This is a genomic window from Pseudomonas izuensis (assembly GCF_002356535.2).
GTDB lineage: Bacteria > Pseudomonadota > Gammaproteobacteria > Pseudomonadales > Pseudomonadaceae > Aquipseudomonas > Aquipseudomonas izuensis.
In genome coordinates this window covers 526,631-545,206 of the sequence record NZ_AP017423.2, presented here as the reverse complement: position 1 = coordinate 545,206, position 18,576 = coordinate 526,631, and the positions used below count along the sequence as shown (strand labels likewise).

Genomic DNA, 18,576 nt, shown 5'->3' with positions numbered 1-18,576 from the left:
ATGCCTGTCACCACGACACAACCGCTTTCTCAGGCTTTTATTGCAAAGTGTGTTGCTCGATGAAGTCCAGCGGCTGCAAACCTTCGCGGCTTACCAGTCGATTCAATTCGACTCGCGGCAAACGAACGGCAAGCAAGCTGATGCCTTCTTCGTCGTGTTCTTCTTTCTGTACCGCACCGACTTCGAAAAACTGCGCACGCAGTCGAGCAAAACGTTGCGGCAAGCGCAAGGTACCCACAAACAAATCATCGCCGAGCAGTTCAGCAACGGCCTGCTTGAGAAGGTCAAGACCCGTACCGTCCTTGGCCGACAACCAGACCCGCTGCGGCTTGCCATCGGCATCACGCTGGATCTGCGGCTCGACACCCTCGAGCAAATCGAGTTTGTTGTATACCTCCAGGATCGGCAAGTCCTGCGCCCCGATCTCCCCGAGCACCACCATGACCTGCTCAATCTGGGCCATGCGCTCGGGCTCGTGGGAGTCGATGACATGCAGCAGCAGGTCGGAGTTGCTCGACTCTTCGAGCGTAGCCCGAAATGCCTCGACCAGTTTGTGCGGCAAGTGGCGAATGAAACCCACGGTGTCGGCCAGCACAATCGGCCCGAGGTCGTCGAGTTCAAGTCGGCGCAAGGTCGGATCGAGGGTCGCGAACAGCTGGTCAGCGGCAAAGACGTCGGATTCGGTCACCGAGTTGAACAGCGTCGACTTGCCGGCGTTGGTGTAGCCCACCAGTGAAACCGTCGGGATGTCAGCGCGCTTGCGGCCACGACGCGACTGTTCGCGCTGGCTGCGGACCTTTTCCAGGCGCCCTTTGATCTGCCGCAGGCGAACCCGCAACAGACGCCGGTCGGTTTCCAGCTGTGTTTCACCCGGACCGCGCAGACCGATACCGCCCTTCTGCCGTTCAAGGTGAGTCCAGCCACGAACCAGCCGCGTGCTCATGTGCTCAAGCTGAGCCAGTTCGACCTGGAGCTTGCCTTCATGGGTGCGGGCGCGTTGGGCGAAGATATCGAGAATCAGGCCCGTGCGGTCGATCACGCGACACTCGAAAATCCGTTCGAGGTTACGTTCCTGACTGGGCGTGAGGATGTGATTGAAAATCACCAGATCTACCTGCTCGGCTTTGACCAGGTCGCGTAATTCCTCGACCTTGCCGCTGCCAATCAGGTATTTGGCGGTTGGCCGATTACGCGGCACGTTGAAAAACGCGACGGTCTCGGCGCCAGCCGACATTGCCAATTCCTGAAACTCCTGCGGATCTTCGCGCGCCTCAGGGTCCTGACCATCCAAGTGAACGAGAATGGCTCGCTCACCACCACCGTGGCGCTCAAAGAACAAAGGAGACTCCTATCAGGCGTTACCTGGCTCAGCATCACCTGCTTCGGATTCGGTTGCGCTAGGCAGACGAATTGGACGAACCGGCACTACTGTAGAGATAGCGTGTTTGTAAACCATTTGGCTGACGGTGTTTTTCAGCAGGATAACGAACTGGTCGAAAGACTCGATCGTGCCTTGCAGTTTGATGCCGTTGACCAGGTAGATGGACACCCCAACTTTCTCTTTACGCAAAGTATTCAAGTAAGGGTCTTGTAGCGAATGCCCTTTTGACATGTGCCGCACTCCTTTAAGGATTCAATATAAAAAAATAGGTAAACAGATGGCTTGTGGCCGTCACACCCCCAAGGATAGACGGCAATTGCAAGGACTCAGCTCAATATGGAGATGGTCCCCAGGTATTTCAAGGCGCGCGGCAGATTGTCGCAATCCAGGCTGTCCAGCCAGTGTAAATCATCCCAACTGCGCAACCAGGTGAACTGACGCTTTGCCAATTGGCGCGTGGCAATGATTCCACGCTCCTGCATCTCGGCTAATGTCAGCTTGCCATCCAGGTAGTCCCAGACTTGTCGGTAGCCTACTGCACGTATAGACGGCAACCCGGCATGCAGGTCCCTTCGCTTACGCAGGGCTACGACCTCGTCGATGAATCCCTGTTCCAACATTAAAGTGAATCTTTGTTTAATTCGCTCATGCAGTACCTGACGATTTGCCGGAGCAATTGCCAAGTTCGCGACAGTATAGGGCAATTGTTGCCGTCCCGAAGCGGCTGCTTCAGCACTTTGCGCAGATTGTTGCAGTCGTAGCTCAGTCATGCTTTGACCGCTGACGCGATAAACTTCCAGCGCTCGACTGAGCCGCTGCGGATCGTTCGGATGAATACGCGCGGCAGAAACCGGATCGATCACCGCCAATTGTTCGTGCAAGGCTTGCCAGCCAAGGCGTGCAGCTTCTTCTTCGATCTGCGTACGCACATCCGGGTCGGCAGCCGGCATGTCGGCCAGGCCTTCGAGCAAAGCCTTGTAGTAGAGCATTGTGCCGCCTACCAGCAGCGGAATTTTTCCGCGCGCGGTGATGTCGGCCATGGCTTCGAGGGCATCACGGCGGAAATCTGCGGCCGAATAACTCTCCGCCGGATCAAGGATGTCGATCAAACGGTGCGGAAACTGCGCCAAAAGCTCTTTCGAGGGCTTGGCGGTGCCGATGTCCATGCCACGGTAGACCAGCGCCGAATCGACACTGATCAGTTCGCAGGGCAGGACTTTGGTGAGTTCGATGGCCAAGTCGGTCTTGCCGGCGGCGGTCGGGCCCATCAGGAAAATTGCAGGTGGGAACTGGCTCATCAACGACCGCGCAAGAACAGTTTGTCCAGATCGTCCAGGCCCAACTGGGTCCAGGTCGGTCGGCCATGGTTGCATTGACCGCTGCGCTCGGTGTTTTCCATGTCGCGCAGCAGACCGTTCATTTCCGGCAGGGCCAGGCGCCGATTCGCCCGTACCGCGCCGTGGCAGGCCATGGTGCCAAGCAGTTCGTTCAGGTGTGCCTGAATGCGATCGCTGGTGCCGTACTCCATCAGGTCGGCCAACACATCGCCAACCAGTCGATTGGCTTCAGCCTGCTTGAGCAGCGCCGGAATCTGCCGGATGGCCAGGGTTTCCGGACCGAGGCGCTGCAACTCGAAGCCCAGGCGCTGGAACCAGGCGACGTGCTCCTCGGCGCAATCGGCTTCACGCTGGCTGACCGCCAGGGACTCCGGCACCAGTAGCGGCTGCCCACTCAAGCCTTCACTGGCCATGGCGACCTTCAGGCGTTCGTACATGATCCGCTCGTGAGCGGCGTGCATGTCCACCAGCACCAGACCCTGGGCGTTTTCCGAAAGAATATAAATACCCTTGAGCTGCGCCAGCGCATAGCCCAGCGGCGGAATGTCGCCTTGTCCGGCCGGCAGCGCGGCCGCATTGGCCTCGGGCAACGGCGCGAAGAATTCACGATAGGCGGCTTGCGCTTCAGCGGCGGGAACAGCGGACTGAGGACGCGGAGTGTATTGATACTGATACCCCGCTCCGGCGCCGGAGCCGGCGGGCGGGCTGAATGTCGGTTGCGCCTGGGGCTGCTCCAACAGTGCGTTCGCGGCCAGGCGCATCTCACCCTGAGGACCGAACTCGCCTGCTTCGAGGCCCGTAGGCCGCACAACGGCTGTCTCGACCGGTGCGGCAAGATGATCTTCCGGCCGCACATCGCCCAGGGCCCGGTGCAGCGTGCCATATAGGAAATCGTGGACCATGCGCCCGTCGCGGAAACGCACTTCGTGCTTGGTCGGGTGCACGTTGACGTCAACACCCGCCGGATCGACTTCGAAAAACAGCACGAATGTCGGGTGCCGGCCATTGAACAGCACATCGCGATAAGCCTGGCGTACTGCGTGAGCCACCAGCTTGTCGCGCACGGCACGGCCGTTGACGAAGAAATACTGCAAATCCGCCTGACTGCGGTTGAACGTCGGCAACCCGACCCAACCCCAAAGATGCAGGCCGTTGCGCTCGATTTCGATCGGCAGCGCCTGCTCCAGGAAACCGGGACCGCAAATCGCCGCCACGCGCCGGGCACGGGCCGCATCATCGTGGGCCTCATGCAGGCTGAGGATGGTCTTGCCGTTGTGGCGCAGATGGAACGCCACGTCGAAACGCGCCAGGGCCAGACGCCTGATCACTTCTTGCAGATGATCGAATTCGGTTTTTTCGGTCTTGAGAAACTTGCGTCGCGCCGGGGTATTGAAAAACAGGTCGCGAACTTCGACAGAGGTGCCCACCGGATGCGCTGCCGGTTGCACGCGAGGCGCCATGTCACGGCCTTCGGTCTCGACCTGCCAGGCCTGATCGGCATCACGGGTGCGGGAGGTCAGGGTCAGGCGCGCCACGGAACTGATCGACGCCAATGCCTCACCGCGAAAACCCAGGCTCATGACCTGTTCCAGGTCTTCCAGGTTGCGGATTTTACTGGTGGCATGTCGCGCCAGGGCCAGTGGCAGGTCATCGGCGGAAATGCCGCTGCCATCGTCGCGCACCCGCAGCAACTTGACGCCGCCCTGCTCGACATCGACATCGATGCGCCTGGCGCCGGAGTCGAGGCTGTTCTCCAGCAACTCCTTGATCACCGAAGCCGGACGTTCAACCACCTCACCGGCGGCAATCTGGTTCGCCAGCCGCGGGCTGAGCAGCTCGATGCGGGCAGCTTTGGTCAGCACCTGGTTCATTCCTTGGCCGCCAGTTCAGTTCCAGGGATGGTCAAGTGCTGACCGACCTTGAGCTCGTCGCTCGCCAGGTTGTTGGCACTGCGCAACGTGGCCGGCGATACCTGATAACGCACGGCGATCATCGCCAGCGTCTCGCCCGGGCTTACCCGGTGATCACGCGGCCCCTGGGCAATCTTCCCGGAGTCCCGCAGCCACGCAATGTAGGTGCCCGGTGGCGGGTTTTGCTGGAAGAACTGGCGCACGCCACTGCTGATGGAGCGTGCCAGCGCCTGCTGGTGGCTCGACGCGGCAAGTTTGGACGCTTCATTGGCATTGGAGATGAACCCGGTTTCCACCAGGATCGACGGGATGTCCGGCGACTTCAGCACCATGAACCCGGCCTGTTCAACCCGTTGCTTGTGCAGCGGCGTGACCCGGCCGATGTTACTCAACACTTTCTGACCGACGTTCAGGCTGGAAGTCAGGGAAGCGGTCATCGACAGGTCAAGCAGCACACCCGCGAGCATGCGGTCCTTGTCGTCGAGGCTGACGTTGCCGGCACCACCGATCAGGTCGGAGCGGTTTTCACTATCGGCCAGCCAGCGTGCGGTCTCCGATGTGGCGCCACGATCGGACAGGGCGAACACCGAAGCACCGAAAGCAGCGGCTGAAGGCGCGGCGTCGGCGTGAATAGAGACGAACAGATCGGCGCCTTTCTTGCGGGCGATTTCGGTACGCCCACGCAACGGAATGAAGTAGTCGCCGGTGCGGGTCAGTTCGGCGCGGAAACCTTTCATGCCGTTGACCTGGCGCTGCAATTCCCGGGCGATGGCCAGCACCACGTCTTTTTCGCGCTGACCGCGAGAGCCGGAGGCCCCCGGGTCTTCACCGCCGTGACCGGCGTCGATCACCACAATGATGTCGCGCTTGCCCGCCGGTGCCGGCGGTAATTTGATTGCAGGTTCCGTCGGCGTGACCGGCACGGCAGGCACCGTGGCCACCGACGGCGTCGGCGCAGGCGGTGGTGCGGCGTCGGACGGGTTATCGAACAGGTCGACCACCAGTCGGTTGCCGTACTGGGCATTGGGGGCCAGCGAGAAGCTTTTCGGAGTAACGGCCTTTTTCAGGTCGATAACCACCCTCAGGTCGGTCGGCGTGCGTTGGGCCGAGCGCATGGCAGTGATCGGGGTATTGGCGCTGTTTACATTCAATGGCGCTCCCAGGGTAGCGCCATTGATGTCGATAACCAGGCGATCCGGCGCCGTCAGGGTAAAGACGCTGTGCTGCACGGGGCCGGTCAGGTCAAACACCAGCCGCGTGTTGTCCGGCGCCCGCCACAGGCGAACACTGTTGACCTTTGTCTCGGCCACAGCGTCGACGGTCACCGCCAGAAACAGCACCCCTACGGCAGCAACCAACGCGCGAAAGCGCATACCTAACCCCATCATTTATTTGGATTCCAATGCCAAAGCGGCACACCACGACTCGCCACGCGAGCCCTGGGACAAAATTTTCAGCGAACGCCCGCTGCCTTGCGGGCTAATGGTAATGGTCAGGTCGGGCTTTGGCAAAAAGCCTGCACCTTTATCCGGCCATTCGATCAGACACAGGGCGTCGTCTTCGAAATAGTCGCGGATACCGAGGAATTCCAGCTCCTCCGGATCGACCAGGCGATACAGGTCAAAATGGAAAGCGCGAATATCGCCAATCTCGTAGGGTTCGACCAGGGTGAATGTCGGACTTTTTACCGCTCCGATGTGCCCCAGCCCCCGAATGATGCCCCGGGACAATGTGGTTTTGCCCATTCCCAGGTTGCCTTCGAGAAAGATCAGGCCGTGCCCTTTTGTGGTTTGGGCGATGCGAGCGCCAAACGCGGTCATCGCCTCTTCATCAGCCAGGTACAGGGTTACTTCAGACACGGTGCTTGCTCCTCCAACAACTGACGAATGGCTGGAATCAGATCACTGGCCGCCAGCCCACGGCCGAATTTGCCTTGTTGCTCACCCGCGTTGGCATGCAGCCAGACCGCCAGGCAGGCCGCATTGAACGCGTCCATCCCTTGGGCCAGCAGAGCGCCGACCAGACCGGCCAGCACATCGCCCAAACCCGCGGTGGCCATGGCCGGATGACCCTGATGACATACGGCCAGCCGCCCGTCGGGACTGGCGATCAGGCTGCCGGCGCCCTTGAGCACCACGACTGCTGCATATTTTTTACTCAGCGCATGAGCCGCCGCGGGGCGATCAGCCTGAATCTCGGCAGTGCTCATGCCCAGCAACCGCGCCGCTTCGCCCGGATGCGGCGTAATGACACAATCCTTGGGCAAGTTCACACGTTCCTCGGCCAGCATGTTCAGCGCGTCGGCATCCCAGACTTGCGGCAGGGGTGCGTTGGCGGCAGCGGACAACAAGCTGCGCCCCCAGGCGGACTGCCCCAGCCCCGGGCCGCTCACCAGCACGGACACCTTTTGCAGCAATTCCATCAACTGATTGGCCGATGATGTGCCCAGCACCATCGCTTCGGGGATTCTGGCCAGCGCGGCGGGCACATGTTCGCTCCGCGTCGCCACCGACACCATGCCGGCGCCGCTGCGCAGCGCACTTTGCGCGCTCAGCAGGATCGCGCCACCCAGGCCGCGATCGCCGCCCACCAGCAGCACATGACCGAATTTGCCTTTATGGGAAGTCGGCGTCCGAGCGGGAAGACATGGCAGGTTGCCGGCCATCAGGCGAAGGGCACTGGTCGGCGCACCTTCGAGCAGCTGCGGATCGGCATGCAGGTCGTTGAAAACCAGTTCGCCCACCACGTCCGCCGCGTCACCGGTGAACAATCCCAGTTTCAAGCCAATGAAGGTGACCGTCAGATCGGCTCGAACGGCGCGGCCGAGGATATGACCGGTATCGGCGCAGAGCCCGGAAGGGATATCCACAGCCACCACTGGCAGTCCACTGGCATTGATTACACTAATAACGCCGGCGTACGGTTCGCGCACGTCACCGGTCAAGCCGGTGCCGAGCAAGGCGTCTAGTACTATCCCACGACATTCCGATTGCCCGCTCCACGCTTCGATGCGGACGTTTTCGGATACCGCCTCGGCATGGGCCGACGCCGCATCACCGCGCAGTTGCAGCGGATCGCCTACCGCCAGCACCCGGACCCACCAACCGGCGCGCCTGGCCAAAACGGCCACCAGGTAACCGTCACCGGCGTTATTGCCGTGGCCGGCAACCACTGTCAATTCACTTGCCGCTGGCCATTGGCGGACCAGCGCGCGCCAGGTTGCCCGCGCCGCCCGCTGCATCAGTTCGAAGCCCGGGGTGCCGGCCGCGATCAGGCTCGCATCGAGCCCTCGGACCTGCGCGGCGCTGTACAGCGCGTCGGGTAAATCATCTTTAGTGTGCGGCATGCGTCTTCAGGCTCCGATGTCTGGCAGAATTATACGCACCTCAGCTCCGGTTTCTCTCGCCTCATGCCCGCTATTACCACAGACCTGCCCGCCCTCGCCCAATCCATCAAGGACTGGGGCCGCGAGCTGGGCTTCCAGCAAGTCGGCATCAGCGGCCTCGACCTCGGGGAGCATGAGCAGCACCTGCAGCGCTGGCTCGATGCCGGTTACCACGGCGAAATGGACTACATGGGCGCCCATGGCAGCAAACGCTCGCACCCGGATGAGCTGGTGCCGGGCACTTTGCGCGTGGTTTCGCTGCGCATGGACTACCTGTCGGGCGACACCAAAATGGCGCAATTGCTGGCTCAACCGGAAAAAGCCTACGTCTCGCGTTATGCCTTGGGCCGCGATTACCACAAGTTGATTCGTAAACGCGTGCAACAACTGGCGGAAAAAATTCAGGCGGTCATTGGTCCGTTCGGTTACCGCGCCTTCGTGGACAGTGCCCCGGTGCTGGAAAAAGCCATCGCGGAAAAGGCCGGCCTTGGGTGGATCGGCAAAAACACGCTGGTCTTGAATCGCAAGGCCGGCAGTTATTTCTTCCTCGCCGAATTGTTCGTCGATTTGCCGCTACCCGTGGACCCGCCACACGCCACCGAGCATTGCGGCCGCTGCAGCGCCTGCCTGGACATCTGTCCGACCAATGCCTTCGTCGGCCCCTATGTACTGGATGCCCGGCGCTGCATTTCCTATCTGACCATCGAACTCAAAGGCGCCATACCTGTAGATCTGCGACCGCTGATCGGCAACCGGGTGTTCGGCTGCGATGACTGCCAGATCGTCTGCCCCTGGAACCGATTCGCCAGCCCATCCGGCGAAGGCGACTTCAAGCCACGGCACAACCTGGACAACGCCAGCCTGGCCGAACTGTTCATGTGGGACGAAGACAAATTTTTAAGCAGCACTGAAGGATCGCCGCTAAGACGTGCAGGCTACGAAAGCTGGTTGCGCAATCTGGCCGTCGGGCTGGGCAACGCGCCTTCAACGATTCCGGTATTGGAAGCGTTGAAGGCGCGGCGAGAATATCCATCCGAGATGGTGCGTGAGCATGTCGAGTGGGCATTGCAGCAACATGCCGAACGTCAGGCTTCGTCGTTATAAACGAACTTGGGCATTTCCCAATGGAAACGGATCGCCAGCAAGCGCAACAGAAAGCCGCCAAATAGCGTGATCAGAATCGCCTGCTCACCCGGCACGTTCAGATACAGGCAAAACATGTAACACCACGCTGCCGCAAACGAGACGCTGGCATAAAGTTCGCGGCGGAAGATCAACGGGATGTCGTTGCAGAAAATGTCCCGCAGGATACCGCCGAAAACCCCGGTGATCACGCCGCTGACCGACGCAACCAACATGCCATGGCCCATTTCCAGGGCGGTCATGCAGCCGATCAGGGTGAATGCCACCAGACCGACGGCATCGAGCACCAGAAACAGCGAGCGCAGATGGCGCATCCAGCGGGCGGTGAACACCGTGAACATGGCTGCGATGGTTGTCAGGACCAGGTATTCCGGGTGTTTGACCCAGGTCAGCGGGTAGTGGCCCAGCAGCACATCACGCACCGAACCGCCGCCCAATGCCGTAACACACGCAATCAGCACCACGCCAAACCAATCCATTCCTCGACGGCCCGCAGACAGGGCACCGGTCATGGCTTCGGCGGTGATGGCGATCAGGTAAAGCATCAACAACATGGTGGCGGTCCTTGCAGAAAGGCGCGCAGTCTAGCCATATAAGGTCAGCACCAAAAGAGGGCACCCGCACCTGTAGGAGCCGGCTTGCCGGCGAAGGCGTCCTCAAGGGCCTCTTCGCTGGCAAGCCAGCTCCTACAGGTCGCTGGTCAGGCTCAAGACTTGATGAAATGCTGGCGGTAGTGCTGCAACTCGGCGATGGATTCGCGGATGTCGTCCAGGGCCAGGTGGGTGCTGCCTTTCTTGAAGCTGTCGCGCACGTCCGGCGCCCAGCGCGCGGCCAGTTCCTTGAGGGTTGAGACGTCGAGGTTGCGGTAGTGGAAATAGCTTTCCAGGGATTTCATGTGGGTATAAAGGAAGCGACGGTCCTGGCAGATGCTGTTGCCGCAGATCGGCGACTTGCCTTTCGGCACCCACTTTTCCAGGAAGGCGATGGTCTCGGCTTCCGCTTCAGCCATGCTGATACGGCTTTCTCGCACGCGCTGAGTCAGACCCGAATTGCCGTGGGTGCGGGTGTTCCACTCGTCCATGCGAGCGAGGACTTCGTCGCTGTGGTGGATAGCGATCACCGGGCCTTCGGCCAAGGTGTTCAGGTCGCTGTCGGTCACGATGGTGGCCATTTCGATAATGACGTCGTTATCCGGGTCCAGACCGGTCATTTCCAGGTCGATCCAGATCAGGTTCTGCGAATTTTGCATGTGTCGGCTCCTAGGCAATGCTGCGCAGTTTAGCCTAGGCCGGTGGCCGGGCGTGCTAAACTCGCGGCCGTTTTACCTAATCGCTGCATTATTACTACGGAACACCCATGGCCAAACGCCAACTCAATCGTCGTCAAAACTGGCGCATCGAAAAGATTCAGGGCGAACGCGCTGCCCGCGCCGCCAAACGTGAGTCCTCGGCTGTCGAGGCACTCGAAGGTGGCGACCTGGGCCCGGAACAGCACGGCCTGGTGATCGCGCACTTCGGCGTGCAGGTCGAGGTCGAGGCCCGCGACGGCGAGCTGGCCGGCGAGGTGTTCCGTTGCCACCTGCGCGCCAACCTGCCGGCGCTGGTCACCGGCGATCAGGTGGTCTGGCGTGCCGGCAACCAGGGCATCGGCGTGATCGTGGCGCAACTGCCGCGCAACACCGAACTGTGCCGACCGGACAGCCGTGGCCAGCTCAAGCCGGTGGCGGCGAACGTCGACATGATTGTCATCGTTTTCGCACCACTGCCAGAACCTCATGCCAACCTGATCGACCGCTACCTTGTAGCTGCCGAACACGCGGGCATCAAGCCGCTGCTGTTGCTGAACAAGTTCGACCTGATCGACGAGCAAAACGCCCCGGCGTTGAATGCCCTGTTGGGTGTTTATCGCACGCTTGGATATCCGGTCCTGGAAGTGTCGGCGCATCACGGCAACGGCATGGAGCAACTGCAGAAGCAACTCGACGGGCGCATCAGCGTGTTCGTCGGTCAGTCCGGCGTCGGCAAGTCATCGCTGGTCAACAGCCTGCTGCCGGATGTCGAGACCCGTGTCGGCCCGCTGTCCGAGCTGTCCGGCCAGGGCACTCACACCACCACCACCGCACGCTTGTTCCACTTCCCCGGTGGCGGTGAGCTGATCGACTCCCCGGGTATCCGCGAATTCGGCCTGGGCCACGTCAGCCGCGCTGACGTCGAAGCCGGCTTCATCGAGTTCAACGACCTGCTCGGCACCTGCCGCTTCCGTGACTGCAAGCACGATCGCGAACCGGGTTGCGCCCTGCTCAAGGCCCTGGAAGATGGCCGTGTGCAGCAGCAACGGATGAACAGCTACCGCTCGATCATCGCCAGCCTGCCGGAAAACGGTTACTGAGCCGTTTCGGGCAGACATGAAAAAGCCGCGATCATCTCGCGGCTTTTTTTCGCCTGGGCTTTTGTTGTGACTCCAACATTGCCTTCGCGAGCAGGCTCGCTCCCACAGTAGTGCGCGTTGCCCTTGTGGGAGCGAGCCTGCTCGCGAAGAGGGTGGGTCAGCCACCCCTCATTTATCTAAATCACTGCTTGGGCGCTTCACCCGGTTTCGGTGCCGGGTCATCGAACAGGTTTAGCCGTTCGCGCAGTTCGTGGGCCGGCAACGGCTCCTTGTCTGCCGGCAACGCATTCGGGTCGGCAGGCACTTCGCCCGGACCGCCCTGCCCTTGCGTTGGTTCCGGCGCCGGTTCCGCACCTTGCGAACCTTCGATGGCGCGCTGGGCTTTCTTGGTCAGTACGATGATGTCGATACGGCGGTTGACCGGATTGAATGGATGTTCGCGGTCAAACAAGGCCGACGAGGCATAACCGACCACCCGCGCCACTTGTGCATCCGGATAGCTACCTGCGACCAGCGCCCGGCGAGCGGCGTTGGCACGGTTGGCAGAAAGCTCCCAGTTGCCGAAATCACCCTGGCCGCTGTATGGCTTGGCATCGGTGTGGCCGCTGATGCTGATCTTGTTCGGCACGGCCTTGATGGTGTCGGCCATGGCCAGCAGGATGTCTTCGAAATACGGCTTCAGACGGGCACTGCCGGAGTCGAACATCGGCCGGTTCTCGGCATCCACGATCTGAATGCGCAAACCGTCCGGCGTGATCTCGAACATGATCTGGTCTTTGAATTTCTGCAGCTGCGGGTTTTCTTCGACCTTGTTTTGCAACTCTTGCAGCAACAGTTCGAGGCGCTCCTTCTCCACCATCTCGGCCATGCCTTCGACCTGTTCGGCGTCGACAGTCACCTTGTCCGGCTGCGGCTGGGATTTCACCTCGGGGTTGAGGGTTTTTTCCGGCGCCAACTCTGGCGTACCGCCCAGATCAATGATGTACGGCGTGCCGCTTTCGGTGAAGCCGATCGGGTCCTTGAAGTAACCGGCGATGGCAAGCTTCTGTTCCGGTGTCGCCGTGGACAACAGCCACAACACCAGAAAGAACGCCATCATCGCCGTGGCGAAGTCGGCGAAGGCGATTTTCCACGCCCCACCGTGATGCCCGCCGGCATAGCGCTTGACGCGCTTGATGATTATCGGCTGATTATTTTCCATGGAGAGTGCTCTGTCTCACAAATACTGTTCCTTTTTGACGGTGTCTGTTGTCGCCATACGGCGTTGCCGCTCCTCGCCATAGCGGGCTATGACTCGTCGCGGCGCCTTGTCTGGCGACACCAGCCACTCGCCAAAAAAGGAACGTATTTGCGAAACAGAGCACTATCGACCACGAACCGCTTGTTCCAGCTCAGCAAAGCTAGGACGGTGCGCCGGGTACAGAACCTTGCGTCCGAACTCCACGGCCAGCGATGGCGGCATGCCGGAAGCCGAGGCAACCAGCGAGGCCTTGATGGCTTCATAGATATTCAGTTCTTCCTTGGCGTCGTGAGCCAGGGAATGGGCCAGCGGACCGAAGAAGCCGTAGGCGGCGAGAATACCGAAGAAGGTACCGACCAGTGCCGCACCCACGTGCAGGCCGATGGATTTCTGGTCGCCGTCACCCAGCGAGGCCATGGTCACCACGATCCCCAGTACCGCGGCGACGATACCGAAACCGGGCATGCCATCGGCAATGCCGTTGACGGCATGGGAAGGGTGTTCCAGTTCCTCCTTGAGGCTATAGAGTTCCATGTCGAACAGACCTTCAAGCTCATGGGGGGCCATGTTGCCGGAGGACATGATGCGCAGGTAATCGCAGATGAACGCGGTCATGCGCTCGTCCTTGAGGACCGACGGGTACTTGGCGAAGATCGGGCTCGCGGCAGCATCTTCGATATCGCCTTCGATGGCCATCATGCCTTCGCGGCGACTCTTGTTGAGGATCTCGTAAATCAGGCCCAGGACTTCAAGGTAGTAGCCATTGTTGAAACGCGAACCGAACATGCTCAGGGACTTCTTGAGCACGTGCATCGTCATGTGACCGGGGTTGGCCTGCAGGAATGCGCCGAGGGCCGCACCCCCGATAATCATGACCTCGAAAGGCTGGATCAGGGCGGCAATTTTGCCGTGTGAGAGCACGTATCCGCCGAGCACGCTCGCGAATACGACGATGATGCCGATTATTTTAGCCATAGGTAGGAGAGCACTTACTGAGTCGGGTTCAAGGTCATATTCGGAAGTTAAAAAATCTCTTCTTCTACTTATCGGCAAAACTGCGCCAGACTATAGCCAGTTCAGGCGAAAAGCTAATTTGACCCACTCCGTGCATAGGTAATCCAGACGATGATCGCCTCCAGACATGGCTAACGAAACGAACGTCCCGGCTCCAAAACCAACCACGCTCGAAGGCTGGGTCAAGCTTCTCGATGGCGTGCGCCTACCCATTCCGCAAGCCAGTCACGACCTTGTCTGCCGGGCGATCCGCGACAGTCGCAGCTCGCTGCGCGACATCGCCGAATTGATGCAGGACAGCCCGGCCCTGGCCCTGAGCCTGATTCGCGAAGCCAATCGACACACGCATGGCAGCATGAGCGAACCCGCGGAAAACCTTGAGGTCGCGCTCAATCGCCTCGGCCTGAAGCGCACCGAAGAATTGCTCGAGCGCCTGCCGGCCGAACCCATGGCCGAGATTCCAAAGGCGCTGCGTCAATTGCAGATGATCAGCCAGCACGCCACTCAACAGGCCAACGGTTTTTTTGCCAGCCGCCTCGCGCGCCTGTGGCAGGACATTCATTGGGGCAGCCTGCTGTTCCTCTCTCCACTGTGGCCCCTGGCACTGACCCACCCGCAATTGCTCGAAGACTGGGAACTGCGAGTCATCCATAAAGGCGAGTCGGCGCGCAAAGTCGAAAAGCAATTGTTCGGCGCTCGCCTGCTGGAAATCGGCCTGGCGCTGGTGGACACCTGGCGCCTGCCGATCTGGGTGCAACAGGGTTATAAACTGCTACTCACCGAGCAACGGGAACTGGTGAAAGTCCTGCGCATTGCCCGCGACAGCGAACATCCATTACGCCAGCAAAACCGCCTCGATGACGACCCGACCCTGCGCCGTTGGCTTAATCAGCCGGCCAACACAGTGCTGCTGGCCAACGGCCTGGCACTTTCGGCGCAACAGGCCTGGGACAGCCCGCACAGTGAACGCTGGCAGTACCTGACCAGTCTTTACCTGCAAATGCCAGTGGACGAGGTGCAACAACAGTTACACCAACAGGCGGCTAACAGCGGACGCCATCATGCGATGCCAGACCTCTGGCACCCTGCCGTTGCACTGATCTGGCCGTGGGGCACGAACCGTGTCCACGCCGGCCTGCTGCCAGCCCCGGCGCCAACCGCCGAAGACCTGGCCAAGTGGCGCAGACAATGCGCCGAGTTGCTGATCGAACCGAGTCGTTTCACCAACGCCATGCACCTGACCACCTCCGCCCGTGACGCACTGGTCGCGTGCGGCATGCGCCGGGTCATGATCCTGATGGCCGACCGCACCCACGCCAATCTGCGGGTGCATCAGACTGCTGGACTACCGAAAGAGGTGGCCGGGCTGAATTTCACGGTCAGCCAGAGCACCGTGCTGCAACGCTTGCTCGCGCAACAGGCCCAGGTGCGCCTGACCCCGGATAACAACGCGCAATTCTCCGCCCTGCTGCCCAACAGCCTGCGTTCGCAGTTCAGCGGTGAACACTTGTTGCTGCGATCACTGGTCAACAATGGCCGGGTGATCATGATCGTCGTGGCGGATCAGGGCGGCGGACCGTTTTCAGAGATCACCCTGCAAGCCTTCGGCAAAACCGCGCAGTGCATTGAGAAAGCCCTGCACAGTTTTAGCCGACGCGGCCAACAATAAGCTGCGCTACAATCCTCCCTTTTGTGCCCTGGAGACCTCACATGCCTGACTTCTCTGGCTTGCCGCTGGTGATCGAACCGAGCGACTTGCTCTCTCGTCTCGACGCCCGCGAACTGATCCTGGTGGACCTGACCAGCAGCGCGCGCTATGCCGCTGGGCATATCCCCGGCGCACGCTTTGTCGATCCGAAACGCACGCAACTCGGCCAGGCGCCAGCGCCTGGGCTGATGCCGCCGCAAGCGGCACTCGAAGCACTGTTCGGTGAGTTGGGACATAACCCTGACGCGGTCTACGTGGTTTATGACGACGAAGGCGGCGGTTGGGCCGGACGCTTTATCTGGCTGCTGGATGTCATCGGCCACAGCAAGTACCACTATGTCGACGGTGGCCTGACCGCCTGGCTGGCAGAAGGTTTTCCCATGTCGATCCAGATCCCGCCTGCGGTTGGCGGTCCGGTGGCATTGACCCTGCACGACGAGCCCACCGCCACCCGCGAGTATCTGCAAAGCCGTCTCGGTGCAACCGACCTGGCGATCTGGGACGCGCGCGGACCGCTGGAGTTTTCCGGTGAAAAAGTACTCGCGGCCAAGGGTGGGCACATTCCCGGGGCGGTCAATTTCGAATGGACCGCGGGCATGGACAAGGCGCGCAACTTGCGCATCCGCACCGACATGCCGCAGATCCTCGAACAACTCGGGATCAGCAAAGACAAAGAAGTGATTACCCACTGCCAGACTCACCATCGCTCTGGCTTCACCTATCTGGTGGCCAAGTCCCTCGGTTATCCGCGGGTCAAAGGCTACGCCGGCTCCTGGGGCGAATGGGGCAACCATCCCGATACCCCCGTAGAGAATCAAGGTTTTTAAGGACAGTTAATGAACAAGCGTCTGTTTATCGTCAGCCAGTACCTGCTGCCCCACAACCTGCTCTCGCGAATGGCCGGCTGCATCGCCGAATGCCGCGTGCGCTGGTTCAAGAATGCCTTCACCGCCTGGTTCGCCCAGCGTTACCAGGTGAACATGTCCGAAGCCCTGGTCGAAGACCTCACCGCCTACGAACACTTCAACGCCTTCTTTACCCGCGCCTTGAAAGACGGTGCGCGCCCACTGGACCAAACACCGGGCGCGATCCTCAGCCCCGCCGACGGCGCGGTCAGCCAACTCGGCCCGATCGAACACGGTCGCGTGTTCCAGGCCAAGGGCCACAGTTTCAGCGTACTGGAACTGCTGGGTGGCGATGCGGCGAATGCCGCGCCGTTCATGGGCGGTGATTTCGCGACCATTTACCTGTCACCGAAGGACTACCACCGCGTGCACATGCCGCTGGCCGGCACCTTGCGCGAGATGATCTACATTCCGGGCCGTCTGTTCTCGGTCAACCAGACCACCGCTGAAAACGTGCCGGAACTGTTCGCACGCAATGAGCGTGTGGCGTGCATTTTCGACACCGAGCGCGGGCCGATGGCCGTGGTGCTGGTGGGCGCAATGATCGTGGCCTCGATCGAAACCGTGTGGGCCGGGCTGGTCACACCGCCGAAACGCGAACTGAAAACCTTCCGTTACGACGAAGCCGCCCGCGCGCCGATCCACCTGGAAAAAGGTGCGGAACTGGGCCGCTTCAAGCTGGGCTCGACCGCTGTCGTGCTGTTCGGGCCGGATCAGGTGAAATGGGCTGAAGAACTGGCTGCGGGTTCACCGGTGCAGATGGGCCAAGGCATGGGCTCACCAAAAGCCTGATCTGAAAACAATGGTGATCAATGTGGGAGCTGGCTTGCCAGCGATAGCGGTACATCAGTCGACATTAATGTTGAATGCCAGTAAGCCATCGCTGGCAAGCCAGCTCCCACAGGACCCGGTTTTCACACCGGGTTTTGCGGTATTACAGCTGTCCGTCGCGATCACGGAAGCCTAGCAGGTACAGCACGCCATCCAGCCCAAGGGTGGAAATCGCCTGCTTCGCCGACTGCTTGACCAGCGGCTTGGCGCGGAACGCCACGCCCAACCCGGCAATCGCCAGCATCGGCAAGTCGTTGGCACCGTCGCCGACCGCAATGGTCTGCTCCAGACGCAAACCTTCCTTGTGTGCCAGCTCTTTCAGCAGATCTGCCTTGCGCTGCGCATCGACAATCGGCTCGACCGCCACGCCGGTCACCTTGCCATCAACCACTTCCAGCTCATTGGCGAACACGTAGTCGATGCCCAGTTTCGCCTGCAATTGCTTGGCGAAGTAGGTGAAACCGCCCGACAGAATGGCCGTCTTGTAGCCCAGGCGCTTGAGTTCGGCGAACAGGGTTTCGGCGCCTTCGGTCAGGCGCAGCGAAGCGCCGATCGAGTCCAGCACGCCGACATCCAGCCCCTTGAGCAACGCCAGGCGTTCTTTGAAACTGGCGCGGAAATCCAGCTCACCGGCCATCGCCCGCTCGGTAATTTCCGACACCTTGTCGCCCACGCCAGCCGCCTTGGCCAATTCGTCGATGACTTCGGCTTCGATCAGGGTCGAGTCCATGTCGAACACCGCCAGGCGACGGTTGCGACGGAACAGCGAATCTTCCTGGAAAGCGATGTCGACGTTCAGCTCCTGGGCCACGCTGAGGAATTCGGCCCGCAACGCTTGCGGATCGGCCGCTTCGCCGCGCACGGAAAACTCGATGCAGCCCTTGCCCTTGTCAGCCGGGGTATCCAGCGGCATGCGCCCGGACAGGCGATCGATATGGTCGATGTTCAGGCCATACTTGGCGGTGATCGAACTCACCGCCTGCAATTGCCCGGCAGTCACTTTGCGGGTCAACAAGGTCACGATGTGGCGTTTTTTACCCTGGTTACCGACCCATTGCTGGTAGTCCTCTTCGGACACCGGCGTGAAACGCACCTGCTGATCGAGCTCATAGCCCTTGAACAGGATGTCCTTGAGGACCGACTTGCCTTGTTCGGTATCAGGAATTTCAACCAGGATGCCGAACGACAGGGTGTCGTGGATCACCGCCTGACCAATGTCGAGAATGTTCACACCACCCTGGGCCAGAACGCCGGTAATGGCCGCAGTCAGACCCGGACGGTCGACTCCCGTGATGTTTATCAGGACGATTTCGCGCAAGGCGCACCCCCGCAGG

Annotated in this window: 17 protein-coding genes; 5 read left to right on the top strand and 12 right to left on the bottom strand. The window is 60.7% G+C overall.

What is annotated here, in order from left to right; genetic code table 11:
• Positions 1-37: 37 nt before the first annotated feature.
• From hflX to LAB08_RS02365, 7 genes are all read right to left on the bottom strand, one after another.
• Positions 38-1,339, bottom strand: coding sequence for a ribosome rescue GTPase HflX (gene hflX, locus LAB08_RS02395; RefSeq protein ID WP_096513697.1), 1,302 nt, complete (start codon positions 1,337-1,339; stop codon positions 38-40).
• A 12-nt stretch (positions 1,340-1,351) separates the two neighbouring features.
• Positions 1,352-1,612 carry an RNA chaperone Hfq gene (gene hfq, locus LAB08_RS02390; protein ID WP_007902656.1) on the bottom strand — a complete coding sequence of 87 codons (261 nt, stop codon included), beginning with the start codon at positions 1,610-1,612 and terminating at the stop codon, positions 1,352-1,354.
• Between the two features lie 95 nt (positions 1,613-1,707).
• The gene (gene miaA / locus LAB08_RS02385) at positions 1,708-2,679 is read right to left on the bottom strand and encodes a tRNA (adenosine(37)-N6)-dimethylallyltransferase MiaA (protein ID WP_096513698.1); all 972 of its coding nucleotides are present in this window, start codon (positions 2,677-2,679) and stop codon (positions 1,708-1,710) included.
• Complete coding sequence (mutL, locus tag LAB08_RS02380) at positions 2,679-4,577, bottom strand: DNA mismatch repair endonuclease MutL (RefSeq protein WP_172901691.1); 1,899 nt, start codon at positions 4,575-4,577, stop codon at positions 2,679-2,681. Before mutL ends, miaA begins: the two co-directional genes overlap by 1 nt.
• Before the next feature lie 8 nt (positions 4,578-4,585).
• Positions 4,586-6,016: an N-acetylmuramoyl-L-alanine amidase gene (locus LAB08_RS02375; protein WP_096513700.1), complete on the bottom strand. Its 1,431-nt coding sequence runs from the start codon at positions 6,014-6,016 to the stop codon at positions 4,586-4,588.
• The gene (gene tsaE, locus LAB08_RS02370; RefSeq protein WP_096513701.1) at positions 6,017-6,487 is read right to left on the bottom strand and encodes a tRNA (adenosine(37)-N6)-threonylcarbamoyltransferase complex ATPase subunit type 1 TsaE; all 471 of its coding nucleotides are present in this window, start codon (positions 6,485-6,487) and stop codon (positions 6,017-6,019) included. It abuts the gene before it with no gap.
• Entirely contained in the window at positions 6,475-7,974 is a 1,500-nt protein-coding gene (locus LAB08_RS02365) for an NAD(P)H-hydrate dehydratase (RefSeq protein WP_096513702.1), read from the bottom strand. The genes tsaE and LAB08_RS02365 overlap by 13 nt, the downstream gene beginning before the upstream one ends.
• Positions 7,975-8,037: 63 nt before the next feature.
• Here LAB08_RS02365 and queG point away from each other — a divergent pair, with 63 nt between their 5' ends.
• A complete protein-coding gene (gene queG / locus LAB08_RS02360) occupies positions 8,038-9,117 on the top strand; it encodes a tRNA epoxyqueuosine(34) reductase QueG (protein WP_096513703.1) in 1,080 nt (359 codons plus the stop codon).
• On the opposite strand, the gene LAB08_RS02355 is transcribed toward queG, so the two are convergent.
• Positions 9,099-9,710: a trimeric intracellular cation channel family protein gene (locus LAB08_RS02355; protein WP_096513704.1), complete on the bottom strand. Its 612-nt coding sequence runs from the start codon at positions 9,708-9,710 to the stop codon at positions 9,099-9,101. The genes queG and LAB08_RS02355 overlap by 19 nt on opposite strands.
• A gap of 152 nt (positions 9,711-9,862) precedes the next feature.
• Complete coding sequence (gene orn / locus LAB08_RS02350) at positions 9,863-10,405, bottom strand: oligoribonuclease (RefSeq protein WP_096513705.1); 543 nt, start codon at positions 10,403-10,405, stop codon at positions 9,863-9,865.
• A 107-nt stretch (positions 10,406-10,512) separates the two neighbouring features.
• On the opposite strand from orn, the gene rsgA reads away from it, so the two are divergent.
• On the top strand, positions 10,513-11,544 hold the full coding sequence (gene rsgA, locus LAB08_RS02345; RefSeq protein ID WP_096513706.1) for a small ribosomal subunit biogenesis GTPase RsgA: 1,032 nt from the start codon (positions 10,513-10,515) through the stop codon (positions 11,542-11,544).
• A gap of 181 nt (positions 11,545-11,725) precedes the next feature.
• Here rsgA and motB read toward each other — a convergent pair whose 3' ends face one another.
• Positions 11,726-12,745, bottom strand: a complete 1,020-nt coding sequence (gene motB / locus LAB08_RS02340; protein ID WP_096513707.1) for a flagellar motor protein MotB — start codon at positions 12,743-12,745, stop codon at positions 11,726-11,728.
• A 162-nt stretch (positions 12,746-12,907) separates the two neighbouring features.
• Positions 12,908-13,759, bottom strand: coding sequence for a flagellar motor stator protein MotA (motA, locus tag LAB08_RS02335; protein ID WP_096513708.1), 852 nt, complete (start codon positions 13,757-13,759; stop codon positions 12,908-12,910).
• A gap of 166 nt (positions 13,760-13,925) precedes the next feature.
• Here motA and LAB08_RS02330 point away from each other — a divergent pair, with 166 nt between their 5' ends.
• From LAB08_RS02330 to asd, 3 genes are read left to right on the top strand one after another with little or no spacing between them, the layout of a single operon-like run.
• Positions 13,926-15,467 carry an HDOD domain-containing protein gene (locus LAB08_RS02330; protein WP_096513709.1) on the top strand — a complete coding sequence of 514 codons (1,542 nt, stop codon included), beginning with the start codon at positions 13,926-13,928 and terminating at the stop codon, positions 15,465-15,467.
• Positions 15,468-15,508: 41 nt separating this feature from the next.
• Complete coding sequence (locus LAB08_RS02325) at positions 15,509-16,333, top strand: rhodanese-like domain-containing protein (RefSeq protein ID WP_096513710.1); 825 nt, start codon at positions 15,509-15,511, stop codon at positions 16,331-16,333.
• A gap of 9 nt (positions 16,334-16,342) precedes the next feature.
• Positions 16,343-17,203, top strand: coding sequence for an archaetidylserine decarboxylase (gene asd / locus LAB08_RS02320; RefSeq protein WP_096513711.1), 861 nt, complete (start codon positions 16,343-16,345; stop codon positions 17,201-17,203).
• 142 nt (positions 17,204-17,345) lie between these two features.
• Here asd and serB read toward each other — a convergent pair whose 3' ends face one another.
• On the bottom strand, positions 17,346-18,560 hold the full coding sequence (gene serB, locus LAB08_RS02315) for a phosphoserine phosphatase SerB (protein WP_095192149.1): 1,215 nt from the start codon (positions 18,558-18,560) through the stop codon (positions 17,346-17,348).
• Between the last annotated feature and the right edge of the window lie 16 nt (positions 18,561-18,576).

Excerpts from the sequence above, each read along its gene's own strand:
- motA (WP_096513708.1), bottom strand. The coding sequence starts at position 13,759 with ATGGCTAAAATAATCGGCATCATCGTCGTATTCGCGAGCGTGCTCGGC.
- orn (WP_096513705.1), bottom strand. The coding sequence starts at position 10,405 with ATGCAAAATTCGCAGAACCTGATCTGGATCGACCTGGAAATGACCGGT.
- LAB08_RS02330 (WP_096513709.1), top strand. The coding sequence starts at position 13,926 with ATGGCTAACGAAACGAACGTCCCGGCTCCAAAACCAACCACGCTCGAA.
- motB (WP_096513707.1), bottom strand. The coding sequence starts at position 12,745 with ATGGAAAATAATCAGCCGATAATCATCAAGCGCGTCAAGCGCTATGCC.
- asd (WP_096513711.1), top strand. The coding sequence starts at position 16,343 with ATGAACAAGCGTCTGTTTATCGTCAGCCAGTACCTGCTGCCCCACAAC.
- LAB08_RS02365 (WP_096513702.1), bottom strand. The coding sequence starts at position 7,974 with ATGCCGCACACTAAAGATGATTTACCCGACGCGCTGTACAGCGCCGCG.
- LAB08_RS02325 (WP_096513710.1), top strand. The coding sequence starts at position 15,509 with ATGCCTGACTTCTCTGGCTTGCCGCTGGTGATCGAACCGAGCGACTTG.
- miaA (WP_096513698.1), bottom strand. The coding sequence starts at position 2,679 with ATGAGCCAGTTCCCACCTGCAATTTTCCTGATGGGCCCGACCGCCGCC.
- LAB08_RS02355 (WP_096513704.1), bottom strand. The coding sequence starts at position 9,710 with ATGTTGTTGATGCTTTACCTGATCGCCATCACCGCCGAAGCCATGACC.
- LAB08_RS02375 (WP_096513700.1), bottom strand. The coding sequence starts at position 6,016 with ATGATGGGGTTAGGTATGCGCTTTCGCGCGTTGGTTGCTGCCGTAGGG.
- queG (WP_096513703.1), top strand. The coding sequence starts at position 8,038 with ATGCCCGCTATTACCACAGACCTGCCCGCCCTCGCCCAATCCATCAAG.
- hfq (WP_007902656.1), bottom strand. The coding sequence starts at position 1,612 with ATGTCAAAAGGGCATTCGCTACAAGACCCTTACTTGAATACTTTGCGT.
- rsgA (WP_096513706.1), top strand. The coding sequence starts at position 10,513 with ATGGCCAAACGCCAACTCAATCGTCGTCAAAACTGGCGCATCGAAAAG.